Genomic DNA, 24,565 nt, shown 5'->3' on the forward strand with positions numbered 1-24,565 from the left:
CTCTATCTCTGAAGAATGCCCCGATGAAAAAGTTTTTCAGCCTGCTCGCGACCTTGCTGGTGCTGGCCCTCGCGCTGTGGATCGGCCGCTCCTTGTGGGAGCACTACATGAACACGCCGTGGACCCGTGACGGCCGCGTGCGCGCCGACATCATCAACGTCGCCGCCGACGTTACCGGCGAAGTGGTGGACGTGCCGGTGCGCGACAACCAACTGGTGAAGAAGGGCGATTTGCTGATGCAGATCGACCCCGAGCACTACCGCCTTGCGGTGAAACAGGCACAGAGTCTGGTGGCATCGCGCAAGGCGACCTGGGAGATGCGCAAGGTCAACGCTCATCGTCGCGCCGATATGGACAACCTGGTGATCTCCCGGGAAAACCGTGACGACGCCAGCAACCTCGCCGACTCGGCCCTGGCCGATTACCAGCAGGCCCAGGCGCAACTGGAAGCCGCCGAACTCAACCTCAAGCGCACTGAAGTGCGTGCGGCGGTGGATGGCTACGTCACCAACCTCAATGTGCATCGCGGCGACTACGCGCGCATCGGCGAGGCGAAAATGGCCGTGGTCGACATGAACTCGTTCTGGGTCTACGGCTTCTTCGAAGAAACCAAGCTGCCCCATGTGCGCGTGGGTGATAAGGCCGACATGCAACTGATGAGCGGCGAAGTACTCAAGGGCCACGTGGAAAGCATCTCGCGTGGCATCTACGACCGCGACAACCCGGAGAGCCACGAGTTGATCGCCGATGTAAACCCGACCTTCAACTGGGTTCGCCTGGCGCAACGGGTGCCGGTGCGCATCCACATCGATGAAGTGCCGGAAGGGGTGCTGTTGGCGGCGGGGATCACGTGCACGGTGGTGGTGAAGCAGGACAATGGTGTATGACAGGTAGACCGGTTCGGTCTCGCAGGCATAAAACAGAGGTTCACTCCTTGCAAAACGTCTCATGCAGATGCCGCCAGATCACCCGGCCATCGGCGTGTTTTTCAAACACCACCGTGGAGCGACGATCCGAGTGCAGTCCGGTCGCATCGGTCTGTTGTTCGCGGTAACTCACGGTCGCGCCGCCGTCGTACAACGCAATGCCACGCAACTCACTGAGCTCGATGCGGAACCCGAGTTTCTTGCCGCCCGCCAGCGTGAACAATTCGTTCAGTGCGTCAAAATCCAGCACCCGACCGAGCGGCGAGACCATGGAGAACTGCGGCGAAAAACGTGTCAGCAGTTTTTCGAGTTCGGACGCGTCGCGCTCCTCGGCCAGCCATTGTTCGATGGCCACGTGGGCCTGGATCACTTCGTCGAAGTATTCGGTGTAGTCGGTCATGCTAGCGTTTCCTGAAGTATTGCAGTGTTTGTGCTGGCGTCATCGCGAGCAAGCTCGCTCCCACAGGGTTCTGCTGGATGGCATAGATAGTATTCACACCAAAAATCCTTGTGGGAGCGAGCTTGCTCGCGATTGCAGGCGACTCGGTGTCAGAGTTGTCCACGCAGTCCGAACCGCTTCATCAACCCCGATTCCAGCAGCCCCTTGGGCAACAAACCCGCCAGCAGCGGCAACGCGCGACTGCCATTGCCCAGGCGAATCAGTCGTGGTGGCTTGCCCTGCTGCACAGCCTTGAGCAACCCGGCAGCAAACTCACTGGCCGGGGTCGGGTTGTCCTGAGAGGCTTTGGCCCGGGCGCGTATGCCTTCGCGCAGCGGAAACCATGGCGATTGCTCACTGATCAGTTGCTCGGCTTCGTGCCCGGCATTCCTGGCGAAACTGGAAGCGATGGCCCCCGGCTGGACTTCCATCACTCGCACGCCGAACGGCGCCAGTTCCATGCGCAAGGCATCGCTCAAGGCATGCACGGCGGCTTTCGAGGCGCAGTAGGCGCCGGCGAATGGCGTGACCAACACACCCGAAACGCTGCCGATATTCACGACCAATCCTTTGGTCCGGCGCAGCACAGGAAACATCGCGCGAGTGACGCCAACGACAGCGAACACATTAGTTTCGAACTGGCGCTGCATGGCCGGTACGCCGCCATCGAGCAGTGGTCCCATGGCACCATAACCCGCGTTGTTGATCAGCACGTCGAGACCACCGCGCTCCTGGTTGATGCGGTCGCTCAACTGCTCAAGGGCAACACCGTCGTTTACGTCAAGTTGCACGGCGGTAAATCCGGCAGCGCTCAGCATGGCGACATCTTCGACCTTGCGCGCACTGGCCCAGACTTCATAACCAGCGCCCTTGAACGCATCGGCAAGGGCACGGCCGATGCCACTGGAACAACCGGTAATCAACGCAACGGGCATGGCGCATTCCTTGTGCAAAAAGTGGGGGAGGGATCAGTCGGAAAAACTACCCTGCAACCGCTCGGCGCGAAACTCCAGGGTTTCCGGACGGTAGCCAGGACGCAATGGCGGCAGCGGCAAGCAATCTTCCCAGTTGCCACCGGCCTGCAATTCGCCGGGGCCACGATAGCGCGGGGCGGTGTATTGATTGTCGGCCAGGTTCACCGTATCGCCCGGTGCATAAGCCGCGACTCGCCAGCGCAGCTCAGTCAGCGGCACGTCATTGCCGTTGTTCAGGGTCAATTGCAGTGGGCGATCGGCGGGACATTGCTGCGGCGCGTAGCTGATGCGCAACTCCAGGCGTTGCAGTTGCTTGAGTTCGCGGTGGTCCATCCAGATGACCCAGGTCGCGACGATGCCCAGCCCAGCGGCAGCCGCCAGTGATACGGGCAAGGCCTTGGCCGGATAGCGCAGCAACAGGACCAGCCAGGTGATAACCAGCAGGACGCCGATGAACATGACATGAAATCTCGGGAATAGAGAGGTCATCCTACCTAAGCGAAGGTGGGGTTGGCGATGGGCGATTCGGTGGTGTGCTGCCTGGCCTCATCGCGAGCTTGCTCGCGATGAGGCCAGGCAAGGCAATACAAAACCCAGTGCAAAAAAAGCCCCCGCCCAGCCTGCTGCGGATAGGGAACGCAGTAGGCTGGACGAGGGCTTCTTGTTTTACTGAACGTTACTGCGCGATAGTCTTCACCGCAACCCCACGCTCAATCGGCGTCGAGCGCCCGTAGATATCCTCAAACCGCTCGATATCGTCCTCACCCAGATAGCTCCCCGACTGCACCTCGATGATCTCCAACGGAATCTTCCCCGGGTTACGCAGGCGATGCACCGAAGCGATCGGAATGTAGGTCGACTGGTTCTCGGTCAGCAGGAACACGTTCTCGTCACAGGTCACCTCGGCGGTGCCGCTGACGACGATCCAGTGTTCGGCGCGGTGGTGGTGCATCTGCAGCGACAGGCAAGCGCCCGGTTTGACCGAGATGTGCTTGACCTGGAAGCGCCCGCCCATGTCCACCGAGTCGTAGGAGCCCCACGGACGGTAGACCTCGCAGTGGTTCTGGGTTTCGCTGCGGCCTTGTTCGTTGAGGGTGTTGACCATCTGTTTCACGCCTTGGACCTTGTCCTTGTGGGCGATCATCATGGCGTCCTTGGTTTCGACCACGACGATGTTTTCCAGGCCGATCACCGACACCAGTTTGCCGTTGCCGTGGATCATGCAGTTTTTGCTGTCCTGGATCACCACGTCGCCTTTGGTGACGTTGCCGTTGGCGTCTTTTTTATTGACTTCCCACAACGACGACCAGCAGCCGACATCGCTCCAGCCAGCGGTCAGCGGCACGACGCAGGCGCGTTGGGTTTTTTCCATCACCGAGTAGTCGATGGAATTGTCCGGGCAGCAAGCGAAGGTGGCTTCGTCGAAGGTGATGGTGTCGGCATCCTGATGGCTGCGTTCCAGGGTCAGCAGGCAGGTGTCGTAGATGTCCGGATCGTGCTTCTTCAGCTCTTCGAGGAAGCGGCTGGCGCGGAACAGGAACATGCCGCTGTTCCAGAAGTAACCGCCGGACTGGACGAACTCGGTGGCGCGCTTCACGTCAGGTTTTTCGACGAAGTGCGAGACGCGGCTGACGCCTTCAGGCAGCAGCGAGTCGTTGGTCGACTTGATGTAGCCATAACCGGTTTCCGGCTTGGTGGCCGGCACGCCGAACAGCACCATTTCACCGTTTTCGGCGGCGACGGTGGCCAGGGCCAGGGCGCGTTGCAGGGCCTTCTGGTCTTCCAGCACGTGGTCGGCCGGCAGTACCAGCATCAGCTCGTCGCGACCTTCACTGACCAGCATCATCGCAGTCAGGGCCACGGCCGGCGCGGTGTTGCGACCGAACGGTTCCATCAGGATGCGTTGGGTTTCCAGTTTGCGCGCCGCTAATTGCTCGTTGACGATGAAGCGGTGGTCCTTGTTGCAGACCACGATTGGCGAGTCCATCCCTTCGAACACCAGGCGTTCCAGGGTTTGCTGGAACAGGGTGTGTTCGCCGGTCAGGGCCAGGAACTGTTTAGGGAATTGTTTGCGGGAAAGCGGCCAAAGACGTGAGCCACTACCACCTGACAAGATCACCGGAATCATGTTGTTACTCCTTGAATATCGATTGGTTAGAGCTACTGCGTTCTGTCGTTTCACTCTTGTTTTTGTTCCGTGTCCGGGCTGGCCTTTGTAGGAGCGAGCTTGCTCGCGATGGAGGCTAACGATGATGTTGGGCACCAGAAGAAACGCGGTGCCCTTGAGTTCATCGCGAGCAAGCTCGCTCCTACGGGGGGCATGGGTCAGTCCGGAAAATTGTTAGCGCGTCGACACCGGGCGTTTCACCCAGACCGGCGACAGGCTGCTGCCGCTGCCGGTGACGTACAGCACCGCGGCTTCACCGCGTTCCAGGGCGACCGGTTTTACGTCGCCGACTTTGGTTGCGCCGTCATACAGCGCCAGGCTGACCTTCACCGGGTTGATTTCACGTTCGCCACGGCCTTTGGCTGCCACGTTCGGGACCACGTCGGTCTTGCCATCTGCGGTCTTCAGGGTCAGCGCCTTGTCGCTGAGGTTTTGCATGCGTACCAGGGACTTCTGCTTGTTCTTGAACGGCGGCTCTTCGATCAGTTGCGGTGCGCCGCTGGCGTTGTTGACCAGGGTGTAATAGTGGTCGCCGGCCAATTTCACCGGCAGGCTCTGGCTACCGACCTTGGCGCTGTAGTCGCCGCCCGGCATGAAGCTGAAGTCACTGCTGGACAGTGGCGCGACGTCGCTCAGGTTGGTGCTGCCGACGGTGGCGCTGACTTCGGCGTTGCTGGCGTTGTAGATGCGCACGAAGGTCGAGCCTTTCGGTGCGGTCGGGCCGTACAGGGCGGCGTCGCCACCGGCGAAAGCCTGTACCGACAGCACGCTGAGGCCGGCAACCAGGGCAAAGCTTTTAGCGAGACGACGAGGAGTTGTAGTGAAAGTCATGGTGTACCTCTCTTTCAGTTTTGCGCCCGGTCGGGCGTCTCGGATTTGTTGATGTTGGCTACGTTTTGTTGGCGGGCGCCGGCTTGTTTAAGCTCTGCGACCCACTGCGGGTCGGCGTCGCCGATTTCGTTGTTCACGGGCAGATATCGTTCAGGGAACTCCCAGATCAGCACCTGTGGCGGGCTGTTCTTGAAGGCATCGCTTTTCAGGTAGCTGAGCATCGGCAGAATCGGGCCGTGGCCGTCTTCGGCGTAATTGACCACGTCGCTGTGCAGCGCCTGCTTGAGCGCGCCGACGAAGTTCCAGTTGGGGTTGGCGCTGTAGCTGGTGCCGATCAGGGCCACCGGCACTTCGGTGTTGGCGAACAGCGCGTCGTCGCCGGCGGGCTGATCTTCTGCCGCGACCGTATTGCGCTTCTGCAAGGTTTCTTGCTTGGGCATCAGGTTTTCGAACAGCGGGTCCAGTGGCAGGAACAGACGCAGGTCGCCCTTGTGCGTAATGGTCTCCGCAGGTTCGGTGACGAAACGCTGCGGCTCGCCGCTCAGCGGGTACTTGTCGGCGATGGTTTTGGCCAGACGGATGGCGGCGATCTCGGCGCCTTGCGGCGTCCAGTGGGTGTCGGTGCGCAGGAACACTTGCTGGCCATCCTGTTTGGCCTGTTGCAGCGGGCCGAGCAGGTCAGGGGCCGGAATCCGGTCGGCGGCCAGGCGCTGGTGGAAGTCCTTGTAGAGGTTGGCGTGGATGCTCGCCGGTTTCACTTCACCGAGGTGTTCCGGATACAGGCGCACCTTGGCCGGCACCACCGCCATCACCAGTTGCACGCCTTTCTCTTTCAGTGTCTGGCGCACGCCTTCGACCAGCGCGTAGTTGCCTTGCAGGTTCAACTCTTCGTTGACCACCGGGTGGAATTCTTCATCGCTGTACAACCACTGGTCGCGACCGAGCACCACGCCCGGACGACCTTCGTTGAACAGTTTGAAGTCCAGCGCGGCCCAGAGGTTGGTGCCCAGGCGCTTGATCGGGAACTCGTCGTCGTAGTGGGTTTCCACGGCCTTGGTCCAGCGACCGTTGAGCACCGTCGCATCGGCGTTGGTGCTGAAGCCGAAGAAGCTGCGCACCGACCACAGACCCAGCACCAGCAGGGTCACCAGGAACAGCGCGATGTAGAAGATGCGTAATGAGCGGGTCATGGTCAGATCCCTCAGAACTGGAAGTAAAGGAACGGCGAGAAGCTTTGCGCCGAGAGTTTGAGAATCGAGGCGATGAACAGCAGCAGCACCAGCGCACGCATCACGTAGCGCGACCAGTCAGCGGTCCAGTAGGCCGGTTGCACCTGGGCTTCGACGCCGACGGTGTAGCCTGGCTGGTGGATGTTTGCCGGGTTATCCCCAGGCACGGCCTTGATCGTTCCCGGTGTCGCAGCGGCCGGGCCGTCGGCGTCGACGTTCACTGCAGGCTTGGTCTTCAGCGGAGGCTGATTGGTGTAGAAATCCCGCAGGCCGAAGAACGCCAGGGTCACGTAAGCCACGATCAGCGTTGCCACTTGCAGGCCGGTGAGGCTGGCCTGGTTGAGTTCCGACAGCGACCAGTCACCGAAGCTGAACATCGCGCCGTACATGCGCCCGGCGACGTGCAGGTTTTCCGCGCGGAAGATCACCCAGCCCATCACCACCAGCAGGAAGGTCATCACCCAGCGGATCGGGTTGAAGCTGCGTGGAGAAGTATTCAGGCCGATGGCTTTTTCAATCGCCAGCCACATGCCGTGCCACGCACCCCAGACGATGTAGGTGATGTTCGCGCCGTGCCACAGACCACCGAGCAGCATGGTCAGGAACAGGTTGCGATAGGTCATCAGCGTACCTTTGCGGTTGCCGCCGAGGGTGATGTACAGGTAGTCACGCAGCCAGGTCGACAGGCTGATGTGCCAGCGCCGCCAGAACTCGGTGATCGACTGGCTGACGTAAGGCTGCTTGAAGTTTTCCATGAAGCGAAAACCCATCATCAAGCCCAGGCCGATGGCCATGTCGCTGTAACCGGAGAAGTCGAAATACAGCTGCGCGGTGTACGCCAGCGCGCCGAGCCAGGCATCGCCCGTGGTCGGATTTTGCAGGGCGAAGCAGTGGTCGGCCACCACCGCCAGGGTATCGGCGATGAAGACTTTCTTGATGAAACCCTGCATGAACCGCGTGCAGCCCTCGGAGAACTTGTCGAGGGTGTGGGTGCGGTTGTTGAACTGGTCGGCCAGGTCGCGGAAACGCAACACGGGGCCGGCGATCAGGTGCGGGAAGATCGCCACGAACGCCGCGAAGTCGATCAGGTTGCGGGTCGCCGGGGTGTCGCCACGGTAGACGTCGATGATGTAGCTGATGGACTCGAAGATGTAGAACGAGATCCCGATCGGCAACAGCACGTGGGTCAGGATGAATGGCGAAAGACCCACCGACGTCATCATCGCGTTGATGCTGTCGACGCCGAAGTTGGCGTACTTGAAGTAGCCGAGGATGCACAGGTCGACGGCCACGCCGAGCAGCAGCCAGCGCTGCGCCGGTTTGGTCCTGACCCCGGCGGCACCGACTTTCAGGCCGATCCAGTAGTTCCACAGCGTAACCGCCGCGAACAGTGCGAGGAAGTCCACACGCCACCAGGCGTAGAACACGTAGCTGGCAATCAGCAGCAGCAAATTGCGATAGCGTTGCCCGCTCAGGTAGTACAAGCCGAGAAAGATCGGCAAGAACAAAAACAGGAACACGTTGGACGAAAAAACCATCCCGATCTCTCCTTGTTTGAACCAACAGTCAAGGGCCAACGGCCCCCCCAAACCCCCCACAGAAATCCGGGGGGTAACTCACAAAACTCACTTTCGACATCGACCCTGTGGGAGCGAGCTTGCTCGCGATGACGGAGTGTCAGTCGACATCGATGTTGAATGTCAGACCGCTATCGCGAGCAAGCTCGCTCCCACAGGTTTTGTGTCTATATTCAAGAACCCTTGCTGCCCTTGTCGTTTACCGGGTCATAGACCTTGGTCAGGTCACCGCCGAGGCGGAAGGTCTTGAACGGTTGCATCTTGTGCTTCTGCGCCAGCACCTCGGGCGTGCAGGTGTAGAGCGAGCAGAACGGTTCGAGCCAGGCGAATTTCATGTCCTCCTTGAGGTCGGTCATGTCCTGTTCCTTGCCGTTCTTTTTCTCGAACGCATCCGGGTCTTTCACCCCCGACAGCACCCGGTCACCCAGGCGTTTGAGTGCGCCATTGTTTTCCTGGCGCAAGTCCACGCCGTTGACCTGGGCGAAACTGGCGATCATCGCCAGTGGCGGCAGGGCGTAGTTGTGGTAGGCCAGCGCCCGTTGCTGACGCTTGAGTTCGTTGGGCAGGTAGCCGTCGGCGTCGACCTGGCTGGCGCCGACCTTGTATTCCTTAACCGCCCAGTCGAACAGGTCGCGGCGGTTGGTGGCGACGGAAGTGGCCATCACCGACCAGGCGGCCCAGTACGAGTGGTTGTTGGTCTGGTCGAGCGGCAGGTTGTCCCAGTCGCTGACCACCTGGTCGGCCATCTTGCTGAACCAGGCTTCGATCAACTGCGCTTGCTGTTGATGGGTGGCCAGTGGGTGGGAGTCGGAAAACTTCAGGCGGATATACGCCGAAGCCATGCTGCCCAAGGCCCATTTGCGCATCGACTTGCCGGTGTGGTTGAAGTCCTTGGACATCAGCGCGTCAGCCTGGGCCCAGGCCGTCAGCCAGCTCAGTGTGCATTCCAGCTGTTCCGGACGACCGTCACGCATGAACTGCATCACGCGCTTGCTGGTGCCGCGCTCGATCTTGGTGATGTCGGCAGTACTTTCGCGGAAGGCTTTTTCCGACTGCACGTTCAGGGTCGCGCGGGACTTGTCCGAACCTTCGTACTTGCTGCGAAATTGCAACGAGCCGGTGTACGGCGTCGGCATCGCATCGCAGCCTTCGCTCTTGTCGCCCGTCTTGAATTTATCCACAGGCGCAAAATAGCCCTGGGGTGGACGCAGTGGCGCAGCCGCTTGTGTGGCCCCGGCGAACATCGCCAGGCTCAAGAGCGTCGGTGCCAACAGAGTTGAAAATTTCGGATAGCGCATAGCAGACCTCATTGCCCGACCGAAGCAGTACGCTGTTCGGCGCCCGGGAACACGTTGCGTTTGCAGATTTTCGCTTCGACTTTCTGAGGCGCGGCTCCGGCTTCGGGGCCCTGGACTTCAACGGCCAGCAGGTTCTGCGAGGCCCAGTCTTCGTCCGTGCGCAACTCGAAAGCGAAACGCCCGTCAGTCTCGGAGGTTTCCGGTTTGTCGATCTTGATGTCCTCATGGCGACCGTTCATGTACCAGAGGGTGGCTTGCAGGGTTTTCACCGAGGTGTCGGCGAAACGGATATCGACCTGGTGGCTACCGTTGCGCAGGTCCATGTTCTTGCTGTTGACCATCAACTCGTTTTTGCCCGGCTTGAGCGTGGCGCTACCGGACATCTGTGCATCCTTGCCTTCGCAACCGTTGTCCAGCAGCGCCATCATCTGGCGGTAGATGGTTTCCTGGTCGAGGCGGTACAGCGGCGAGAATTCCCAGATGAGAATCTTCGGCGGGTTCTTCTGGAATTCGTCGCTGCCCAGGTACTGCAGCATCGAACCTTCCAGGCCACCGCCGGGGAACGCCACGTTGAGAATGTCGGCGCCGATGGCCTCTTCGAGGAAACCGGCGAAGTTGTAGTTCTTGCCGCTGTGGGAGGTACCCACGAGGGTGATCTGCGGGTTGCCGGAATCGCCGAACAGATCGCCATCGCCCGCTTCGCCCTTCGGTTCGGTGGTGAACTGATCCATGTACTGGATCGCGTAGCTGGTGCCACAGAGTTGACCGGCCATGTTGTGCAAGGTTCCGGTCTTGCCCATGCGACCTGACTTTTTGGTCTCGAATTCGCGCTTGGGAATGTCGGCGAATTCAGGCAGCTGCTTGACCTTCTCGGCGACGATTTTCGCCGTGCGCTGGGCGCCGTACGGGGTCCAGTGCTGGTCGCCACGGAAGTAGAAATCGTGGGCGGGCAGGGTGTCGGGCAACGACTCGTTGGTCAGCGGCGACAGGTCCGGGACCACGTAGCCCATCTGCGCAAAACGACCGAGCATGGACTTGTAGTTTCTCAGCGCCTTGTCGAAGTCGAAGCTGGCCTTCTCAGCCGGGTTGAGCTTGTTGCGGTTCACCAGGCCACGAGTCGGCTGGTACACGACAACCAGTTCAACGCCTTTGCTCTTGAACGCATCGTGCAGTTGTTTCATGCGTTTGTAGCCGGCGGGCGTGGTGTCGAATTCGGTGCGCAGGTCTTCCTGGGTCCGGAACAACCAGTCACCCTGGGCCTGTACCAGCGTGGTGAAGTTCTGCTGGTAACGGGTGGTGTAGTTCTTCGCATCGTGGGCGGCCGGGCACAGGCTGCAGCACGGTTCCGCAGTGAAGCTGGGTGCTTTGACCTCATCGGCGCGAACACCACCGCTGGCCGCGAGAATGCCGGCGGTCAGGGCCGACAGGCTGAGTAATTTGATCAAGTGTGGGTGCATAAGATTATCCTCAGTCCCGCATTTCGGTCTGGCGTTCGACAGGGTCGATCAGCACGGCTTTCTGCTGGCGTACCAGCAGGTCGAGAATTTCATCCTGACGATCGCCAAGGATGCCGGTGAAGCTGATGCCGCTGGATTTGGTCGGTGCGAGCATCGACACGCGATACAGCTCGACACTCAGCGGCGAGTCGATGGACAGCGGGCCGCTGCCGTTGGCCGCCAGTTCACCACCGACCACGATCAGCGACACCTGGGCGTCGAACGGGTCGAGCTTGATGTCACGGTCGGTGTTGCTCAGGTCCTTGATGTGCCCGTAGACGCCGGTCAGACCGTTGGCCATGGCGACGTTTTCGTACAGGCGAATGTTCACGCTGTTACGAATGCGGATGCCGTGGCGCTTGTTGCTCAGTACGCGGTTGCCCCACAACAGGTTGTCGGCACTCTCGTAGAGGGTGATGCCGTCGGTGTGGTTCTGGTAAATCTCGTTGTGGGCAATCAGGTTGTTCACGCTGTTACGGTCGATCACCAGCCCCGAGAGGTGGTTGTCGTAGCTGCGGTTGTTGAAGATGAAGCTGTCGTTGACCTCACGGGAAATAATGATCCCGTGCTTCTTCTTCGTTCCGTACACCGTGTTGTCGGCAATGATCAGGCCGTGGGAACGGTCGTGCGGGTCGATGCCGTAGACGATGTTGTCTTTGTAGGTGTTGCCCTTGACCACGAAGTCGCGGGTTTCATAGCAATAGAAGCCGTACCACATGTCCGAGAATTCGGAGCCGACGATCCAGCCGGTCGGCTCAGGACGCTTGAGCACCTTGGCCATGTTCGGCGTGTACTGGGAAATACTCACGCCGTAGGACTTACTGTTGGCGTAGCCGAAGCTGGCGATCTTGCTGTTGGCGATGTAGGTCTCGGTGCCACCCCAGGACAGCAGGAACGGACGGAATTCCTTCGGCGAGTTGAACGTCGCCGGGCCGTTGTCCTTCTCGCGCCAGCCGGTGATTCTGGTATCGCGAACGAACAGTTGGCCGTCGTTGACCAGGAACGCACCAGCCTCCTGGGACAGGCGCAGTTCCTGGGTCTGCTTGTCGATTTCCAGGATGCCGTGACGACCGACCACGATCGGCAAGCGGGAGAGGAACACACCTGGCGAGGTTTCGCTGAAGTACTGCTTGGGGACCTTTTTCGCCAGGTCCTTGAGGTTCATGTAGCCATCGTCGACGAAGATCGCCTGGGGGATGCCGTGCTGACGCACCACCCACTCGGCCATCTTGTTGTCGCCACCGATGAAGTCCTTCAGGGCGTCTTCCTGCATCATCCGGCGCAGGCTGATCTTGCCCGGTTTGCTGCGCACGATCTTCGCGGCGATGGCTTCGGCTGTGTAGCCGGAAACATCCGGCAGTTTCGGCGTGGCCAGTTCCAGCGGCGCGGTCGGTGCGCTGCTGACGGTGTAGGTCTTGGCCTGTTGCAGTTCCTTGGCCGTGGTTACCGGCTTCGCCGGTTCCACATTGGCGAAGGCAGTCGCGCTGGCCAGCAGCATCGCGCCGGCCAACAGGCTGATCGAGCCTTTTCGGGCTGGATGATTCATCTGGGAGACTCCCTTCGCAATGTGCATCAGAAGCGCCAGATCACGTCGATGAACGCGCGGTGCATGTACGAATCGACTTCCTTGCCGTACGCATCGCCTGGCTTGAACACGCCACCACGGAAGCGCACCAGGGCCGAAGGCTCGTCGATCGACTGGCTCAACGCCGCCGGCAACAGGCCTTGCTTGAAGTACTTGGTGACCACCAGGTCCATCTCCTGACCGAGGTCTTTCTCGCCATCGTTCAGCGGCAGGGACGTGGTGGAAAGAATTGCGCCGGTGGCATCGTCGGTGTTGTTTTCGACGGCGTTGATGCCATTGCTGCCGACCGGTTTGTTGCCGTCGACGCGCCAGAATTTGTGGTAGATCAGGCTGGCGTCGTATTCGTCGTTGAGCATCCACGAACCGAACAAAGTCGCGGTCTGCATGTTTTGCATTTCGCCACGGAAGGCTTCGCCGAAACGGTGAACCCGCGAGCGCGTACCGGTGTAGTTCGAGCGGTTGCTTTCCAGGCCGTTCTGTTCGTACTCGGCGCTGGCGCGGGCATAGGCGGCACCGACTTGCCATTGCGGATCGAGGCGCAGACGCACACCCAGGTCCGTGGCCCAGCCATTAACGTTGCCGCTGGATTTGGCTTGTGCCGGAGCGGTGCCATCAGCGTTCAGCGGGTTGACGATGTCGCGGTCGCCGCTCATGCCGGTGATGCTGCCCCAGTAATTGACTGTGTTGGTGTTACGCCAGTTGTAGGCGTCGCTGTCGGCGGTGAGGCCGAGCCAGCTGATGTCGCCGTTCTGTTTCTTGTCCAGCGAATCCGCCGGCACACCTGGCTCCGGGAAGTCGAGCTTGCCGTTGTCGTGGGTGTGATGACCGCGAATGCCGACCCAGTTGCCCGGTGTCCACTGATACGACGCATCGGCGTAGGCGTGCAGGCGATCCTTGTCTTTCGGGGCGAGTTCCGTGAGGTCGGTGCGGTACTCGCTGAAACGTTCGGCGATCCCGACGTTGGCGCGCAACAGGGTTGTGTCGAACGTCCAGTTCAGGGCTTCGATGTTGGTGTCGCGCCATTGGCCGTCGGCGTTGTGCAGGCGTTGGCGACCGAGCTTCAACTGCTCGCCCGGATACGGAGTGAGTCCGCTGTAGCCGACCCAGAATTCGCGCATGGCCAGGTAGTTTTTCTTGGTCTTGCGATCACCGTTGTCGGTGGGCGTGGTGCCATCGCTGGCGGTCCCTTGCAAGGTGTCCGTCTCGATGATGTCGGTGGCCGTCACGGCTTGCCCCATGGCATAGGCGCTCCACGCGCCGCTTTCGCCATAGATCCATGGACGCAAGTCGAGGCCGACGCCGTTGACGTCGCCACCGCTCTTGGTACCGAGGTCACTGTCGTCTTCGGATTGGCCGGTAACCTTCACCTCGAGGCCAAAGTTCTTGGTCTCAGTCATCGCGGCGAGCGTCGGGCAAGACCAGATCAGCGCGAATGTCAGGCCGATGCCGGCCTTCATGAATGGATTCAACTTCATTGGGATTCCTCGCTGACTTCTTCTTGCAGGGTGTGCAGTTCCGGCGTGTTCGGGCTCAGGGCACCGCGCACGGCCTGTTCTTGTTTCAACAGGCGTTGGGCTTCGGCCAACCGATCGGGCGGCAATTGCGTTTGGATTGTTTGCGCAAGCTCGGTGGCTTGCGGAGTGTTCTGGGCCAGGGCCAGTTGGCTGAAGACGTAGGCGTTCAGCGGATCAGGCTTGGTGCCCTTGCCCTGGGAAAACAGTTGGGCGATGGCAAAGTCGGCGCTGTTCTGGCCGTTGCGCGCAGCGGTCAACAGGTGGTCGAGGGCTTTCTGCGGATAGACCTTGCCCAGGTAGCCACGGCGATAGATCTGACCGAGGTAGTAATCGGCAGCGACTTCGCGGCCGACGGCTTTCTGGAAATGCGCTTCGGCGACCTTGGCGTCAGCCGGCACCAGTTTGCCTTCGAAGTAGAGCTTGCCCAGCAACAGTTCGGCGCGGGGCTGGTCGGCGGCGCGGCCGTTGTCCAGGTACTTCATCATCTGGTCGACGTCGCCCAGTTCGGGGAAGTCGTAGAGCAGTTGCGCGAGGCTGACCCACGACGCCGGGTAGGCCGGTGCGATCGGTTCGAGCAGCGACTGTGCGGTTTTCTCGTCGGTCTTGCCCAGGGACGCATCGGCGAGCACACGGGCAACGCTGTCGACGCGCTGCGCCGAAACGCTGCCGCGGGCATGCGCCGCTTGCATCTGCTTGATCAGCTCGGCCTGTTGCTCGGGCTTGGCCTGTTTCTGATAGACCGTTGCCAGCTCGACGTAGCAGATGTCGCTGGTGTTGAGTGCGGCCTTGCAGATTTTTTCCACGTCATCCAGATGCTGGTCGTAGGTGCCCTGGGTGCGATAGAGCAGCACCTGCGCCAGACCGGCTTCCGGTTTGTTCTCGGCACGCCATTGGCTGATCTGCTGTTGGGCATTCACGTTGGGAAAGCTGTGCGGGTATTGCAGGTACAGCATCGCCAACGGGATCAACGTGTTGCCTTCGCCCGCGGCGGCGGCTTTTTTCAACAGGGTTTCGGCTTCGTGTTGTTCCGCTTCGGTGGAACCTGGCTTGGCCACCAGCAGACGACCGAGGCGTGCCTGGGCGCGCGGCGAAACGCTGGCCGCGGCGCGGTAAATCGCCTCGGCCTGTTTCATCTGCGCCGGGTCGCGACTGTCGACCTGGATATCGGCCAGGCCGACCTGCGCTTCGCTGTAGCCCAGGTCTGCCAGTTGCCGGTAGTTCTGCGCGGCGGTGGCGGTATCGCCACGTTTGAGTGCTTCGTTGGCCAGGCGCTGGTCGGGCAGGCCGGCGCAACCGGCCAGAGACACTGCCAGGGCCAGCGAGCACACCATCAACCCCATGTGGGAGCCAGCCTGCTGGCGATTCAGGCGACTCGGTGTTCCAGCGGTACCGCATTGATCCAATCGCTGGCAGGCCAGCTCCCACAGGGAACGCGGTGTTTTCAGGAGGGTTGGAGTAGTCACAGGCATGTCCTCGACTTAAAGACCGACAGCCATGGCTTTGTCGATCAGCCAGTTCAGGTTCGGGCCACGGTCGCTATTGACTTCCACCGGGCGGCCGGCGAGGGAGCTGTCCAGGGTTTCGTCCGGCTGGATCAGCACGCGGATGTCCGAAGACAGATCGGCGCTTTTCAGGCTGGTGCTGCTGACGATCTTGCCGGTGCGGCTCTTGTCCTCGCCGGCGATCTGGAAGCGCACCGAAGTACCCGGGCGCACGTCGCCGAACTGGCGATAGGAGAAGCGCGCTTCAACATTGGCTTCGCTGTTACGCGGCACCAGTTGGAAGATCACGTCGCCCTTGCTGGCGTACTGACCGTTGGCGACCATTTGCTGGGCCACGGTGCAGTCGCAAGGCGAGGTCAGGGTGCCGGTCATCTGCTTGCCGAACAGTTCCGCAACCTTGGCCGGTTGCAGTTGGTCTTCGTCCAGATGGCCCTTGAGCACGTCGAGCATGCTGGTGCTAAAGGTCGCCAGTGGTGCGCCCTTGGCGGCCACGCCGTCGGCTTTCACCAGGCTCTGCACGGTGCCGTCGCGGGGCATGGTGATGTTCACGCCCGGCACGCTGACCAGACCGGCCTGGGCGTGGCTGACGAAGTACATGCCGTACACCGATTTGAAAACAAAGCCGAATGCAGCCAGGCCGACAACGAAGATCCCCAGGCTGAAGGTCACGGCTTTCATGCGGCCGAGCGCGGACATGCCGTGGCCGCCGTCCTTCATCTTGCGCGCCTTGGTGAAGTTGTCGCGCTGCAGGGTTGCCAGCATTTCACCCACGCTGACAATGTCGCCAGCCAGGTGCGAAGTGATCAGGTGGCGCAGGGTCGAGATGTCCCGTTGTTCCAGGTTCTGGAACTGGCAGCCGGCGCGTCCGGTCTCGCGATCGAAGGAGCGGACCTGCAACTCGACGTCGATGGCCAGGCCGAGATTGTCGATGAGGAATTGCAGGCGGGCCTTGTACACGTCACCGATCTTCAGCGGCAATTGACCGGCGTTGAACGCCAGGCCACCGGCGGACAGGTCGATCACCCGGGCTTCGACCGGTGTGCGGTCGGGGCCGAAGAAACGCAGCTTGGCCGGGATTTTCACGCGGGCGTGTTGGCGCTGGGCTTCGGATTCATGCACTACGTTGGCGTTGACGGCGGTATTCATAAGGGCGTTTTCCTAGTTAATTCAGGCGAGTTCGGTCAGACCATCAACAGCAGCACGGCGACAAAAATGCTGCCGGCAGAGAAGGTCATGGTCCGAGACGACCAGGTGTTGAACCAACGTTGAAAGCTGGCGAGATCACGGGTCAGAGAGGTGGGTTGGCGAGTCCAGGACTGTTTGTCGAGGCGGAAGAACACGTAGATCTTCACCAGCGCGCCGACGATCTGGTTGTAATAGAGAATCGCCGGGTAGGCCGGGCCGATCCGGTGTCCGGAGCACGACAGCAACAAGGTCAGGATGAACCGGGTGATGCCGATCCACAGCAGGTACACCAGGATGAACGCGGTGCCGTACTTGAAGCTGGCGATCAACGCCACGGTCAGGCCCAGCAGCGAGGTCCACATCGACACGCGCTGGTCGAACAGCACCACCGAAGTGAACACGCCGAGGCGTTTGATCCCCAGGCCCAGGGCACGGGAGTTCTGCCGCAGGTTGTTGCCGTACCAGCGGAACATCAGTTTGCGGCTGGCCTTGATGAAGCTCTTTTCCGGCGGGTGTTCAACGGTGTTGATCGCCGCGTCGGGCACGTAGAACGTGTCGTAGCCCAGGCGCATCAGGCTGAACCAGCTCGACTTGTCATCGCCGGTAAGGAACTTGAAGCGACCCAGGCGCCAGTGTTGCAGCGAGTCGCTTTCCACGTCGGCGATGAAGTCCGGGTTGGTGACCACGGTGGCGCGGAACACCGACATGCGGCCGGTCATGGTCAGCACGCGCTTGGACAAGGCCATCGAGCACATGTTGATGTGGCGCTGGGCGAAACGCAGTTTGTGCCATTCGCTCATGATGTAGCCGCCGCGCACTTCGCAGAACTCGTTGGTGGTCAGGCCGCCGACGTTGCCGAACAGCTGGAACCACGGCACGGTCTTGAGCACCACGCCTTCAGCCAGCACGGTGTCGCCATCGATCACCGCGACCACGGCGCGATCATCCGGCAGGTGCCGGGAGATGGCGCGGAAGCCATAGGCCAGGCCGTCGCGCTTGCCGGTGCCGGGAATGCGCACGAAGTCGAGCTTGACCCGGGACGGCGGGTTCATCCGGTTCCACAGGCTTTTGACCAGCAGCTCATCGGACATTTCCACGATGGAGCAGACCACGGTGGTCGGCAGGCCGCAGTCGATGGCTTCGCGGATCACCGAGCTGTAGACCTGCGCGGTGGTCAGGGCATCGATACGGAAACTGGTGACCATCAGGAATACATGGGACGGGTCAGCCGCTTTGCCCAGCTTGCGCACTTTGCGCCGCAGGTACGGGTAGACGATGTACAGAAAAATCATGCCGCGCACAAAGTGCGTGGCACCCATCGAGTAGCGCCAGATACCCACGGCGCCAATCAGGAAAATGAAGTCCTTCGACTCGGAGTCGAACGTGGACACGGGCAACGCCATGGCGAGGCCCATCAGTAAACTCAGGTAGAACAGCCAACCGGCGGCCTGGAGTAGGCCGTGTTTTAGCCTGTGCATAATCTGCATCCGTCTCGATCTCGGGCGAGCCTTTGGGGTGGCCCGATGGGGTTAAGGCAGGCCTGTGAAAACTGGCGGCACCCGCTCTGGATGACGCCAGAATCCCTGTAGGAGCTGGCGAAGCCTGCGATCTTTTGATCTTCAGCAATCACGCCGGCGCCAAAAGATCGCAGCCTGCGGCAGCTCCTACAGATTCCGCGTTACCAGCAGATACCTTCAGTCCGGCCAGTCACGCTGGTGGCCTTGGACATGAAACCGACCAGGTCGATCACTTGCTTGCCGTGTGGAACGTCCTGCACCAGAGCGCGGAACTTCTCGTCGCGGTTGCCGAGGATGATCACGTCGGAGTTGTTGATCACCGCGTCGAAATCGGAGTTGAGCAAGGACGAGACGTGAGGGATCTTCGACTCGATGTAGTCCTTGTTCGCACCGTGAACACGGGCGTATTCGACGTTGCTGTCGTAGATACTCAGGTCATAGCCCTTGCCGATCAGCATTTCCGCCAGGTCAACCAGCGGGCTTTCGCGCAGGTCGTCGGTGCCGGCCTTGAAGCTCAGGCCCAGCAGGGCGACTTTGCGTTTGTCGTGGCTGGAAACGATGTCGAAAGCGTTCTGCACCTGGGATTCGTTGCTGCGCATCAGCGAGTTGAGCAACGGCGCTTCCACGTCCAGGGAACCGGCGCGGTAGGTCAGGGCACGCACGTCTTTTGGCAGGCACGAGCCGCCGAAGGCGAAGCCTGGGCGCATGTAGTACTGGGACAGGTTGAGGGTCTTGTCCTGGCAGACCACGTCCATCACTTCGCGACCGTCGACGCCGACCGCCTTGGCGATGTTGCCGATCTCGTTGGCGAAGGTGACCTTGGTGGCGTGCCACACGTTGCAGGTGTACTTGATCATCTCGGCGACGGCGATGTCCTTGCGGATGATCGGTGCGTCGAGCTCTTCGTACAGCGATTGCAGAACGTCGCCGGAAGCCTTGTCGAATTCGCCGATGACGGTCATTGGCGGCTGGTCGTAGTCGGCGATGGCGGTGCTTTCGCGCAGGAACTCAGGGTTCACGGCCACGCCGAAATCAACGCCGGCTTTCTTGCCGGAGCAGTCTTCGAGAATCGGGATGACCACGTTGGCCACGGTACCCGGCAGCACGGTGCTGCGCACGACGATGGTGTGGCGGGTGGTCTTGTCACGCAGGACAAAACCGATTTCGCGGCACACTGCCTCGATGTAGTTCAGTTCCAGATCGCCGTTCTTCTTGCTCGGCGTGCCCACGCAGATCATCGACAGGTCGGTGTCGCGAATCGCCTCGGCGAAGTTGGTGGTACCACGCAGGCGACCGGTCTGGATGCCCTGGGCCAGAAGTTCACCAAGGCCCGGTTCAACAATCGGCGATTTGCCGGCATTAATCATATCGATCTTGTCTTTGGCCACATCGACGCCAACGACGTCATGGCCCCGTGCAGACAGGCAACCGGCACATACTGCGCCGACGTAACCCAAACCAAAAATGCTGATGCGCATCGCAATTACCTCTCTGTTATCAAGCCTGTATACATCAAGCCATTAGATGGCCGGAGTTAATGGTGTTCAGCGTGTTTTAGTGCACTCGCAAGTGTGCCTTACAGGCACAGCAATGCCGTGTGCTGGCATATAAGTTACGAGTGTCTAAATAAATGCACTCAAGGTGTGCGCAACTAGGCCTTGTTGTTATGATTTGCCCTGTTATGCAGCCGATCCTCCTGTCGGAAGGATGCAGGTGCAACGGCCTTGCACGCTTGATGTCAGGCCGAAAGCCCGTGGATCAAGCGGTTGGGTGCTCGGGTGAGCACGTTTATAGGGGCGCTGCCGTGGCCTTGTAGGGGATAGTCATACCGCGTTATCTCCTGTCCGATTGCTGTTGTCCAAATCAGTGATTAGTCAGCGCAAGTTAGTGTTTCAACTTCGCTACGTGAATCGCTTATCTGCGTAAGTTATCTCGTACACGCTCGGCGAGAATCGTTACCGGTGGTATGAGCGGCGCGTTTGGACATAGTTCCAGTCCGCTCATCGTGAAATCTGAAATTTCTTGAAATATTGAGAAAGGTGGCACTGCTCTCAAACTGATAGCACTTGCCGTTTCGCCCTTTATATATAGGCGGATCATTGGGCGGGATATTTTTTTGCCACTACTGTTAAAAAAAGTCAGTGCCACTACGCAAAAAAAAGATCGAAGTCGAGTGAAACTAAAGTTAGAAAATTGGGTGATGTATTTTTGGCGCCATAAATATGGCGAAAAAGGCGGGGAAGGTTGAAGTGAGTCAAGGGTCGGCGCACGAGAGTTGTGGAGGTCGTGCGCCGACTGGGTGCATCACTCTGGTGCGTGATCGCGCAGAAACACCAGATTGTCCGGTTTGGATTGTTCGGTGCTGTAGCGATAGCCTTGAACGTCGAACTGCTTGAGGGTGGCCGGGTCGTTGATGCGTTCATCGATGACGAAGCGGCTCATCAAGCCACGGGCCTTTTTCGCGTAGAAGCTGATGATCTTGTACTGACCGTTCTTCAGGTCCTTGAATTCGGTATTGATGATGCGCGCGTTCAAGGCGTTGCGCTTGACCGCCGAGAAGTACTCGTTGGACGCCAGGTTGAGCAGCACGTCATCGCCTTGATCGACCAGGGCTTCGTTCAGCCATTCGCTGATGCGCGTGCCCCAGAAGGCATACAAATCCTTGCCCCGGGCGTTGGCCAGCCTGGTGCCCATTTCCAGGCGGTAGGGTTGCATCAGGTCCAGCGGACGCAGCAGGCCATAGAGACCCGAGAGCATGCGCAAGTGTTTTTGGGCGTAGTCGAAATCGGCTTCGCTGAGGGTTTGCGCATTCATGCCGGTGTAAACGTCGCCCTTGAACGCCAATAGAGCTTGCTTGGCGTTTTCCGGGGTGAACGCGGGGGTCCAGCTGCCGAAGCGCGCGGCGTTGAGCCCGCCAATCTTGTCGGAGACGTGCATCAACTCGCTGATCTGCGCCGGGGACAGCTCACGCAATTGCAGGATCAACTCCTGGGAGTGGTCGAGGTACTGCGGCTGGGTGAAGCGCTGGGTCGCCGGCGGTGTTTCATAGTCGAGGGTCTTGGCGGGTGAAATCACCATCAGCATGAAGTCGTCTCCTTTAATCGTGGCGGCGATTCTAGGGGGTTGTCGGTGTTGACTCCAGCTATCGCGTCCATAGGTGATGGCCGGTGGCTTGCATCAAACCCTGTGGGAGCGAGCTTGCTCGCGATTGCGGTATGACATTCACCAAGATGGTGCCTGAACTACTGCTATCGCGAGCAAGCTCGCTCCCACAGTGGTTCAGTGTTGCTGCAGGAGGTGTGTCTGGATCAGCTATAGTGCCGCGCGGGTTTTGTTATGGAGACATCCCATTGCGTATCGCTTTTCTCATCTCGATCTGGCTACTGAGCTTCGGCGCCCTCGCGGCACCGGGCGATGTGGAAACGCTCGTTCGCAGCACCTGGCCGGAAAAACTGGGTAACCCGACGCTGTTCGACGTGGCGTCGAGGGCCGAGATCCTCATGTTTTCCAGTGTGCTGTTGGCCAGCGAGTCGCTGGATGAACCCGCCCTGGCCCAGCGCCTGGGCTTGCGCACGATCAATCTGGAGTCGGTCAACCGGGTTCGCCAGCGTCTGTGGCAACGGCTGCTGGCCAACTACAACTTCGCTCAACAGAGTTGCGACCAGGATGCCTCCTTCTGTTTCCTGGTCGAAGACATGCCCACTTTGCGCGAGCAGGCTGCCAAATTCCAGGTCGGCGCAGACAGCTACTACATCAAGTGGGCCGAGCCGAGCCGTGTGTTCCACACCCAGTACCTGGACGAGCAGTTGCGCAAGGCCGCGCTGTTCCCGCAAACCAGCAGCGAAGTCGATCGTTTCGGCGACTATGAGCGCAGCGGCGACGAGATGCATGACCGGCTGTTTCTGCTGACTTTCGACAGCGCTGCCAATGCCGCGCCGGATAACACCGCCTGGGTCACCGAGTACCTGCGCAAGTCGAACCTGAGCGGGACATTCTTCGTCCTCGGCAAGGACATCCAGGCCCGTTTGGCCGAGCATTCGGTGAGTAACCTGCAAGCGACCTACTCGACCCAGTGCATCGGCGTACAAGGCTGGGAGTTCCGTTCCCACAGCCACTGGCAGGACTGGCAGGACTCGGTGCGCCGCAGTGCCGAACTGGTCAAAAGCAAGCTGCCGGAGAACTACGTGCCACTGTTCCGTCCGCCCGATGGCCAGCGCCGTTCCGATGCCGAAGGCTTCTTCAAGGCTCAGGGGCTGCAGGTAGCGCTGTGGGACATCGACGCCCAGGACGGCGCCGGCAAACTCAAGGGCAACCCGAGTGCGCAACGGGTGCTGACCCTGATGCTGCTCTGGCGGCACGGGGTGATCAATTTCAATGTGAAGCAGGATGGGGTGAAAACGGCGTTGCCGTGGCTGGTCACGCAAACGGCGCCTGTCGGAATCGGCTGGGAAGATTGCCAGGATGCGTTTCGCTGAAAACGACAAAACCCCGTAAACATTGGGTTTATGGCGATTTTGGAAGGGGATTCGCTGCAGGTTGACTTCCGACTGTAAACGGGTGATGGCAGTCCGCCAAGTATTATTGGTCAATCTGCAAAATAAACTTCAAAAAAGCGTCAAAGTACTTTTTTCTGTCACACGTTTTGGAGTATTACGAAGACAGACCGCCGAAACCTGCAACACAGGTGGCGTCTTCCAAGACCCCGCATGTATGCAGAACACTTGAGTCCCCGCAGGTGTACTCGGCAGTCACTTCGAGGCGCAGCACTGTCAAGGTATTGCGTCGACTGGCTCCCACAAAGGTGACCGAGTATGGATGATCACGGACGTAGCTCTTCTTCCAACCAGCCAATCCTTTATGTACTCGATACCAACGTATTGATTCACGATCCAAACGCGCTGCTTAACTTCGAAGAACACCACGTCGCGATCCCGATGACCGTGCTTGAAGAGCTCGACAAGCTCAAGAGCGGGCATCACAGCGTAGCCGCCGAATGCCGCCAGGCCATCCGCCTGATCGACAAGACCCTGGGCGATGCCTCTCCCGATGACGTCGAGCAGGGTGTGCCGATCCAGCGTGGCAAAAGCGGACCCAAGGGTTTGCTGTCAATTCTGATGAGCAAGCATGCCGAGCCGAACCTGATTCTGCCCGAGCACCTGAACGACAACAAAATCATCAATCAACTTATCGACCTTCACGCGCGCGACCCGAAGAAGCCCGTGGTACTGGTCACCAAAGACATCAATATGCGCCTCAAGGCGCGCGCCTGCGGGATCGCGGCCGAGGACTACAGCACCGACCAACTGGTCGATGACGTGTCCTTGCTGCCCAACGGCTACCACAACATGACCGGCTCTTTCTGGGACCGCGTGAGCAAGGTCGAAACCCGTCAGGACCACGGTCGCACCTGGCATCAGGTGCAGTTGATCGACAACCTGCCGGCGGTGCACATCAACGAATTCATCATTGATGAGCAGGGCTTTGTCGGCTGGATCAAGGAGATCGAAGAGGACCGCTTGCTGATCCTCGACCTGCATCAGGAACCGCTGCTGCACCAGGAGGCCTGGGGCCTCAAGCCGCGTGATATCTATCAGAGCCTGGCGTTGTACGCCTTGCTCGATCCGGACATCCACCTGGTCAACCTGTCGGGTGCCGCGGGTTCAGGTAAAACCATCCTGGCGCTGGCCGCTGCGATCGAGCAGACCATGGTCAGCAAACGCTATCGCCGCATCATCGCCACCCGCAGCGTGCAGGGCCTGGACCAGGAAATCGGCTTCCTGCCCGGCACCGAAGCGGAAAAAATGGAGCCGTGGCTGGGCGCCATCACCGACAACCTCGAAGCCTTGCACATGGATGATGAAAGCACCCATGGCAGCGTCGATTACATCCTCAGCAAAGTGCCGTTGCAGTTCAAATCCCTCAACTACATCCGGGGCCGCAGCTTCCAGCAGAGCCTGATCCTGATCGACGAATGCCAGAACCTCACGCCGCACCAGATGAAAACCATCATCACCCGTGCTGGCGCCGGTTCCAAAGTGGTGTGCCTGGGCAACCTGGCGCAGATCGATACCCCTTACCTGTCCGCGACCAGCTCCGGGCTGACCTACCTCACTGAACGCTTCAAGGACTTCCCGAACGGGGTGCACATCACCCTGCAAGGGGTACCACGCTCGATCCTGGCCGAATACGCCGAATCGCATTTGTAACGGTCCACCGGAACCGGGCGGCCCTACAGCCGCCCGGTTTTTTTGTGCCCGACACAAATCCCCCCCTGTAGGAGCGAGCTTGCTCGCGATGGTGTGTCAGTCGACACAGCGGCGCCTGA

19 protein-coding genes are annotated in these 24,565 nt (G+C 60.1%); 3 read left to right on the forward strand and 16 right to left on the reverse strand.

Annotated elements, in window-relative coordinates:
- Positions 1 to 23: 23 nt before the first annotated feature.
- Complete coding sequence (locus tag AC1DKH_RS15940) at positions 24 to 887, forward strand: efflux RND transporter periplasmic adaptor subunit (RefSeq protein ID WP_477798629.1); 864 nt, start codon at positions 24 to 26, stop codon at positions 885 to 887.
- 40 nt (positions 888 to 927) lie between these two features.
- Here the strand turns inward: AC1DKH_RS15940 and AC1DKH_RS15945 are convergent, their stop codons facing one another.
- From AC1DKH_RS15945 to yaaA, 16 genes are all read right to left on the reverse strand, one after another.
- Positions 928 to 1,326, reverse strand: coding sequence for a DUF4440 domain-containing protein (locus tag AC1DKH_RS15945; protein WP_477798630.1), 399 nt, complete (start codon positions 1,324 to 1,326; stop codon positions 928 to 930).
- Positions 1,327 to 1,475: 149 nt separating this feature from the next.
- Positions 1,476 to 2,300, reverse strand: a complete 825-nt coding sequence (locus AC1DKH_RS15950; RefSeq protein WP_477798631.1) for an SDR family oxidoreductase — start codon at positions 2,298 to 2,300, stop codon at positions 1,476 to 1,478.
- Positions 2,301 to 2,333: 33 nt separating this feature from the next.
- Entirely contained in the window at positions 2,334 to 2,798 is a 465-nt protein-coding gene (locus AC1DKH_RS15955; RefSeq protein ID WP_477753200.1) for a multidrug transporter, read from the reverse strand.
- 217 nt (positions 2,799 to 3,015) lie between these two features.
- Complete coding sequence (locus AC1DKH_RS15960; protein WP_477760623.1) at positions 3,016 to 4,467, reverse strand: mannose-1-phosphate guanylyltransferase/mannose-6-phosphate isomerase; 1,452 nt, start codon at positions 4,465 to 4,467, stop codon at positions 3,016 to 3,018.
- A gap of 213 nt (positions 4,468 to 4,680) precedes the next feature.
- Positions 4,681 to 5,337, reverse strand: a complete 657-nt coding sequence (locus AC1DKH_RS15965; RefSeq protein ID WP_477753202.1) for an alginate O-acetyltransferase AlgF — start codon at positions 5,335 to 5,337, stop codon at positions 4,681 to 4,683.
- A gap of 14 nt (positions 5,338 to 5,351) precedes the next feature.
- Positions 5,352 to 6,527: an alginate O-acetyltransferase gene (locus AC1DKH_RS15970; RefSeq protein ID WP_477798632.1), complete on the reverse strand. Its 1,176-nt coding sequence runs from the start codon at positions 6,525 to 6,527 to the stop codon at positions 5,352 to 5,354.
- Positions 6,528 to 6,538: 11 nt separating this feature from the next.
- Complete coding sequence (locus tag AC1DKH_RS15975; protein ID WP_477798633.1) at positions 6,539 to 8,104, reverse strand: MBOAT family O-acyltransferase; 1,566 nt, start codon at positions 8,102 to 8,104, stop codon at positions 6,539 to 6,541.
- Between the two features lie 212 nt (positions 8,105 to 8,316).
- Positions 8,317 to 9,441 (reverse strand): mannuronate-specific alginate lyase, encoded by a 1,125-nt coding sequence (locus tag AC1DKH_RS15980; RefSeq protein WP_477798634.1) that lies wholly within the window; start codon positions 9,439 to 9,441, stop codon positions 8,317 to 8,319.
- An 8-nt stretch (positions 9,442 to 9,449) separates the two neighbouring features.
- Positions 9,450 to 10,898 (reverse strand): alginate O-acetyltransferase, encoded by a 1,449-nt coding sequence (locus tag AC1DKH_RS15985; RefSeq protein ID WP_477753206.1) that lies wholly within the window; start codon positions 10,896 to 10,898, stop codon positions 9,450 to 9,452.
- 10 nt (positions 10,899 to 10,908) lie between these two features.
- Complete coding sequence (gene algG / locus AC1DKH_RS15990) at positions 10,909 to 12,483, reverse strand: mannuronan 5-epimerase AlgG (protein ID WP_477760625.1); 1,575 nt, start codon at positions 12,481 to 12,483, stop codon at positions 10,909 to 10,911.
- Positions 12,484 to 12,509: 26 nt separating this feature from the next.
- A complete protein-coding gene (locus AC1DKH_RS15995; protein WP_477753208.1) occupies positions 12,510 to 13,997 on the reverse strand; it encodes an alginate export family protein in 1,488 nt (495 codons plus the stop codon).
- On the reverse strand, positions 13,994 to 15,499 hold the full coding sequence (gene algK, locus AC1DKH_RS16000; protein ID WP_477798635.1) for an alginate biosynthesis TPR repeat lipoprotein AlgK: 1,506 nt from the start codon (positions 15,497 to 15,499) through the stop codon (positions 13,994 to 13,996). The genes AC1DKH_RS15995 and algK overlap by 4 nt, the downstream gene beginning before the upstream one ends.
- Before the next feature lie 15 nt (positions 15,500 to 15,514).
- Complete coding sequence (locus AC1DKH_RS16005; protein WP_477753210.1) at positions 15,515 to 16,684, reverse strand: PilZ domain-containing protein; 1,170 nt, start codon at positions 16,682 to 16,684, stop codon at positions 15,515 to 15,517.
- Between the two features lie 35 nt (positions 16,685 to 16,719).
- Complete coding sequence (gene alg8 / locus AC1DKH_RS16010; RefSeq protein WP_046041957.1) at positions 16,720 to 18,201, reverse strand: mannuronan synthase; 1,482 nt, start codon at positions 18,199 to 18,201, stop codon at positions 16,720 to 16,722.
- Between the two features lie 200 nt (positions 18,202 to 18,401).
- The gene (locus tag AC1DKH_RS16015; protein WP_223459840.1) at positions 18,402 to 19,718 is read right to left on the reverse strand and encodes a nucleotide sugar dehydrogenase; all 1,317 of its coding nucleotides are present in this window, start codon (positions 19,716 to 19,718) and stop codon (positions 18,402 to 18,404) included.
- An 826-nt stretch (positions 19,719 to 20,544) separates the two neighbouring features.
- The gene (gene yaaA, locus AC1DKH_RS16020; protein WP_477798636.1) at positions 20,545 to 21,324 is read right to left on the reverse strand and encodes a peroxide stress protein YaaA; all 780 of its coding nucleotides are present in this window, start codon (positions 21,322 to 21,324) and stop codon (positions 20,545 to 20,547) included.
- A 266-nt stretch (positions 21,325 to 21,590) separates the two neighbouring features.
- Here yaaA and AC1DKH_RS16025 point away from each other — a divergent pair, with 266 nt between their 5' ends.
- Together AC1DKH_RS16025 and AC1DKH_RS16030 are read left to right on the forward strand one after the other, a co-directional pair.
- Positions 21,591 to 22,715 carry a polysaccharide deacetylase family protein gene (locus AC1DKH_RS16025; protein ID WP_477798637.1) on the forward strand — a complete coding sequence of 375 codons (1,125 nt, stop codon included), beginning with the start codon at positions 21,591 to 21,593 and terminating at the stop codon, positions 22,713 to 22,715.
- A 336-nt stretch (positions 22,716 to 23,051) separates the two neighbouring features.
- Complete coding sequence (locus AC1DKH_RS16030; RefSeq protein ID WP_477798638.1) at positions 23,052 to 24,446, forward strand: PhoH family protein; 1,395 nt, start codon at positions 23,052 to 23,054, stop codon at positions 24,444 to 24,446.
- Positions 24,447 to 24,565: the final 119 nt, after the last annotated feature.

It is taken from the genome of Pseudomonas sp. 05L36, assembly GCF_056398125.1.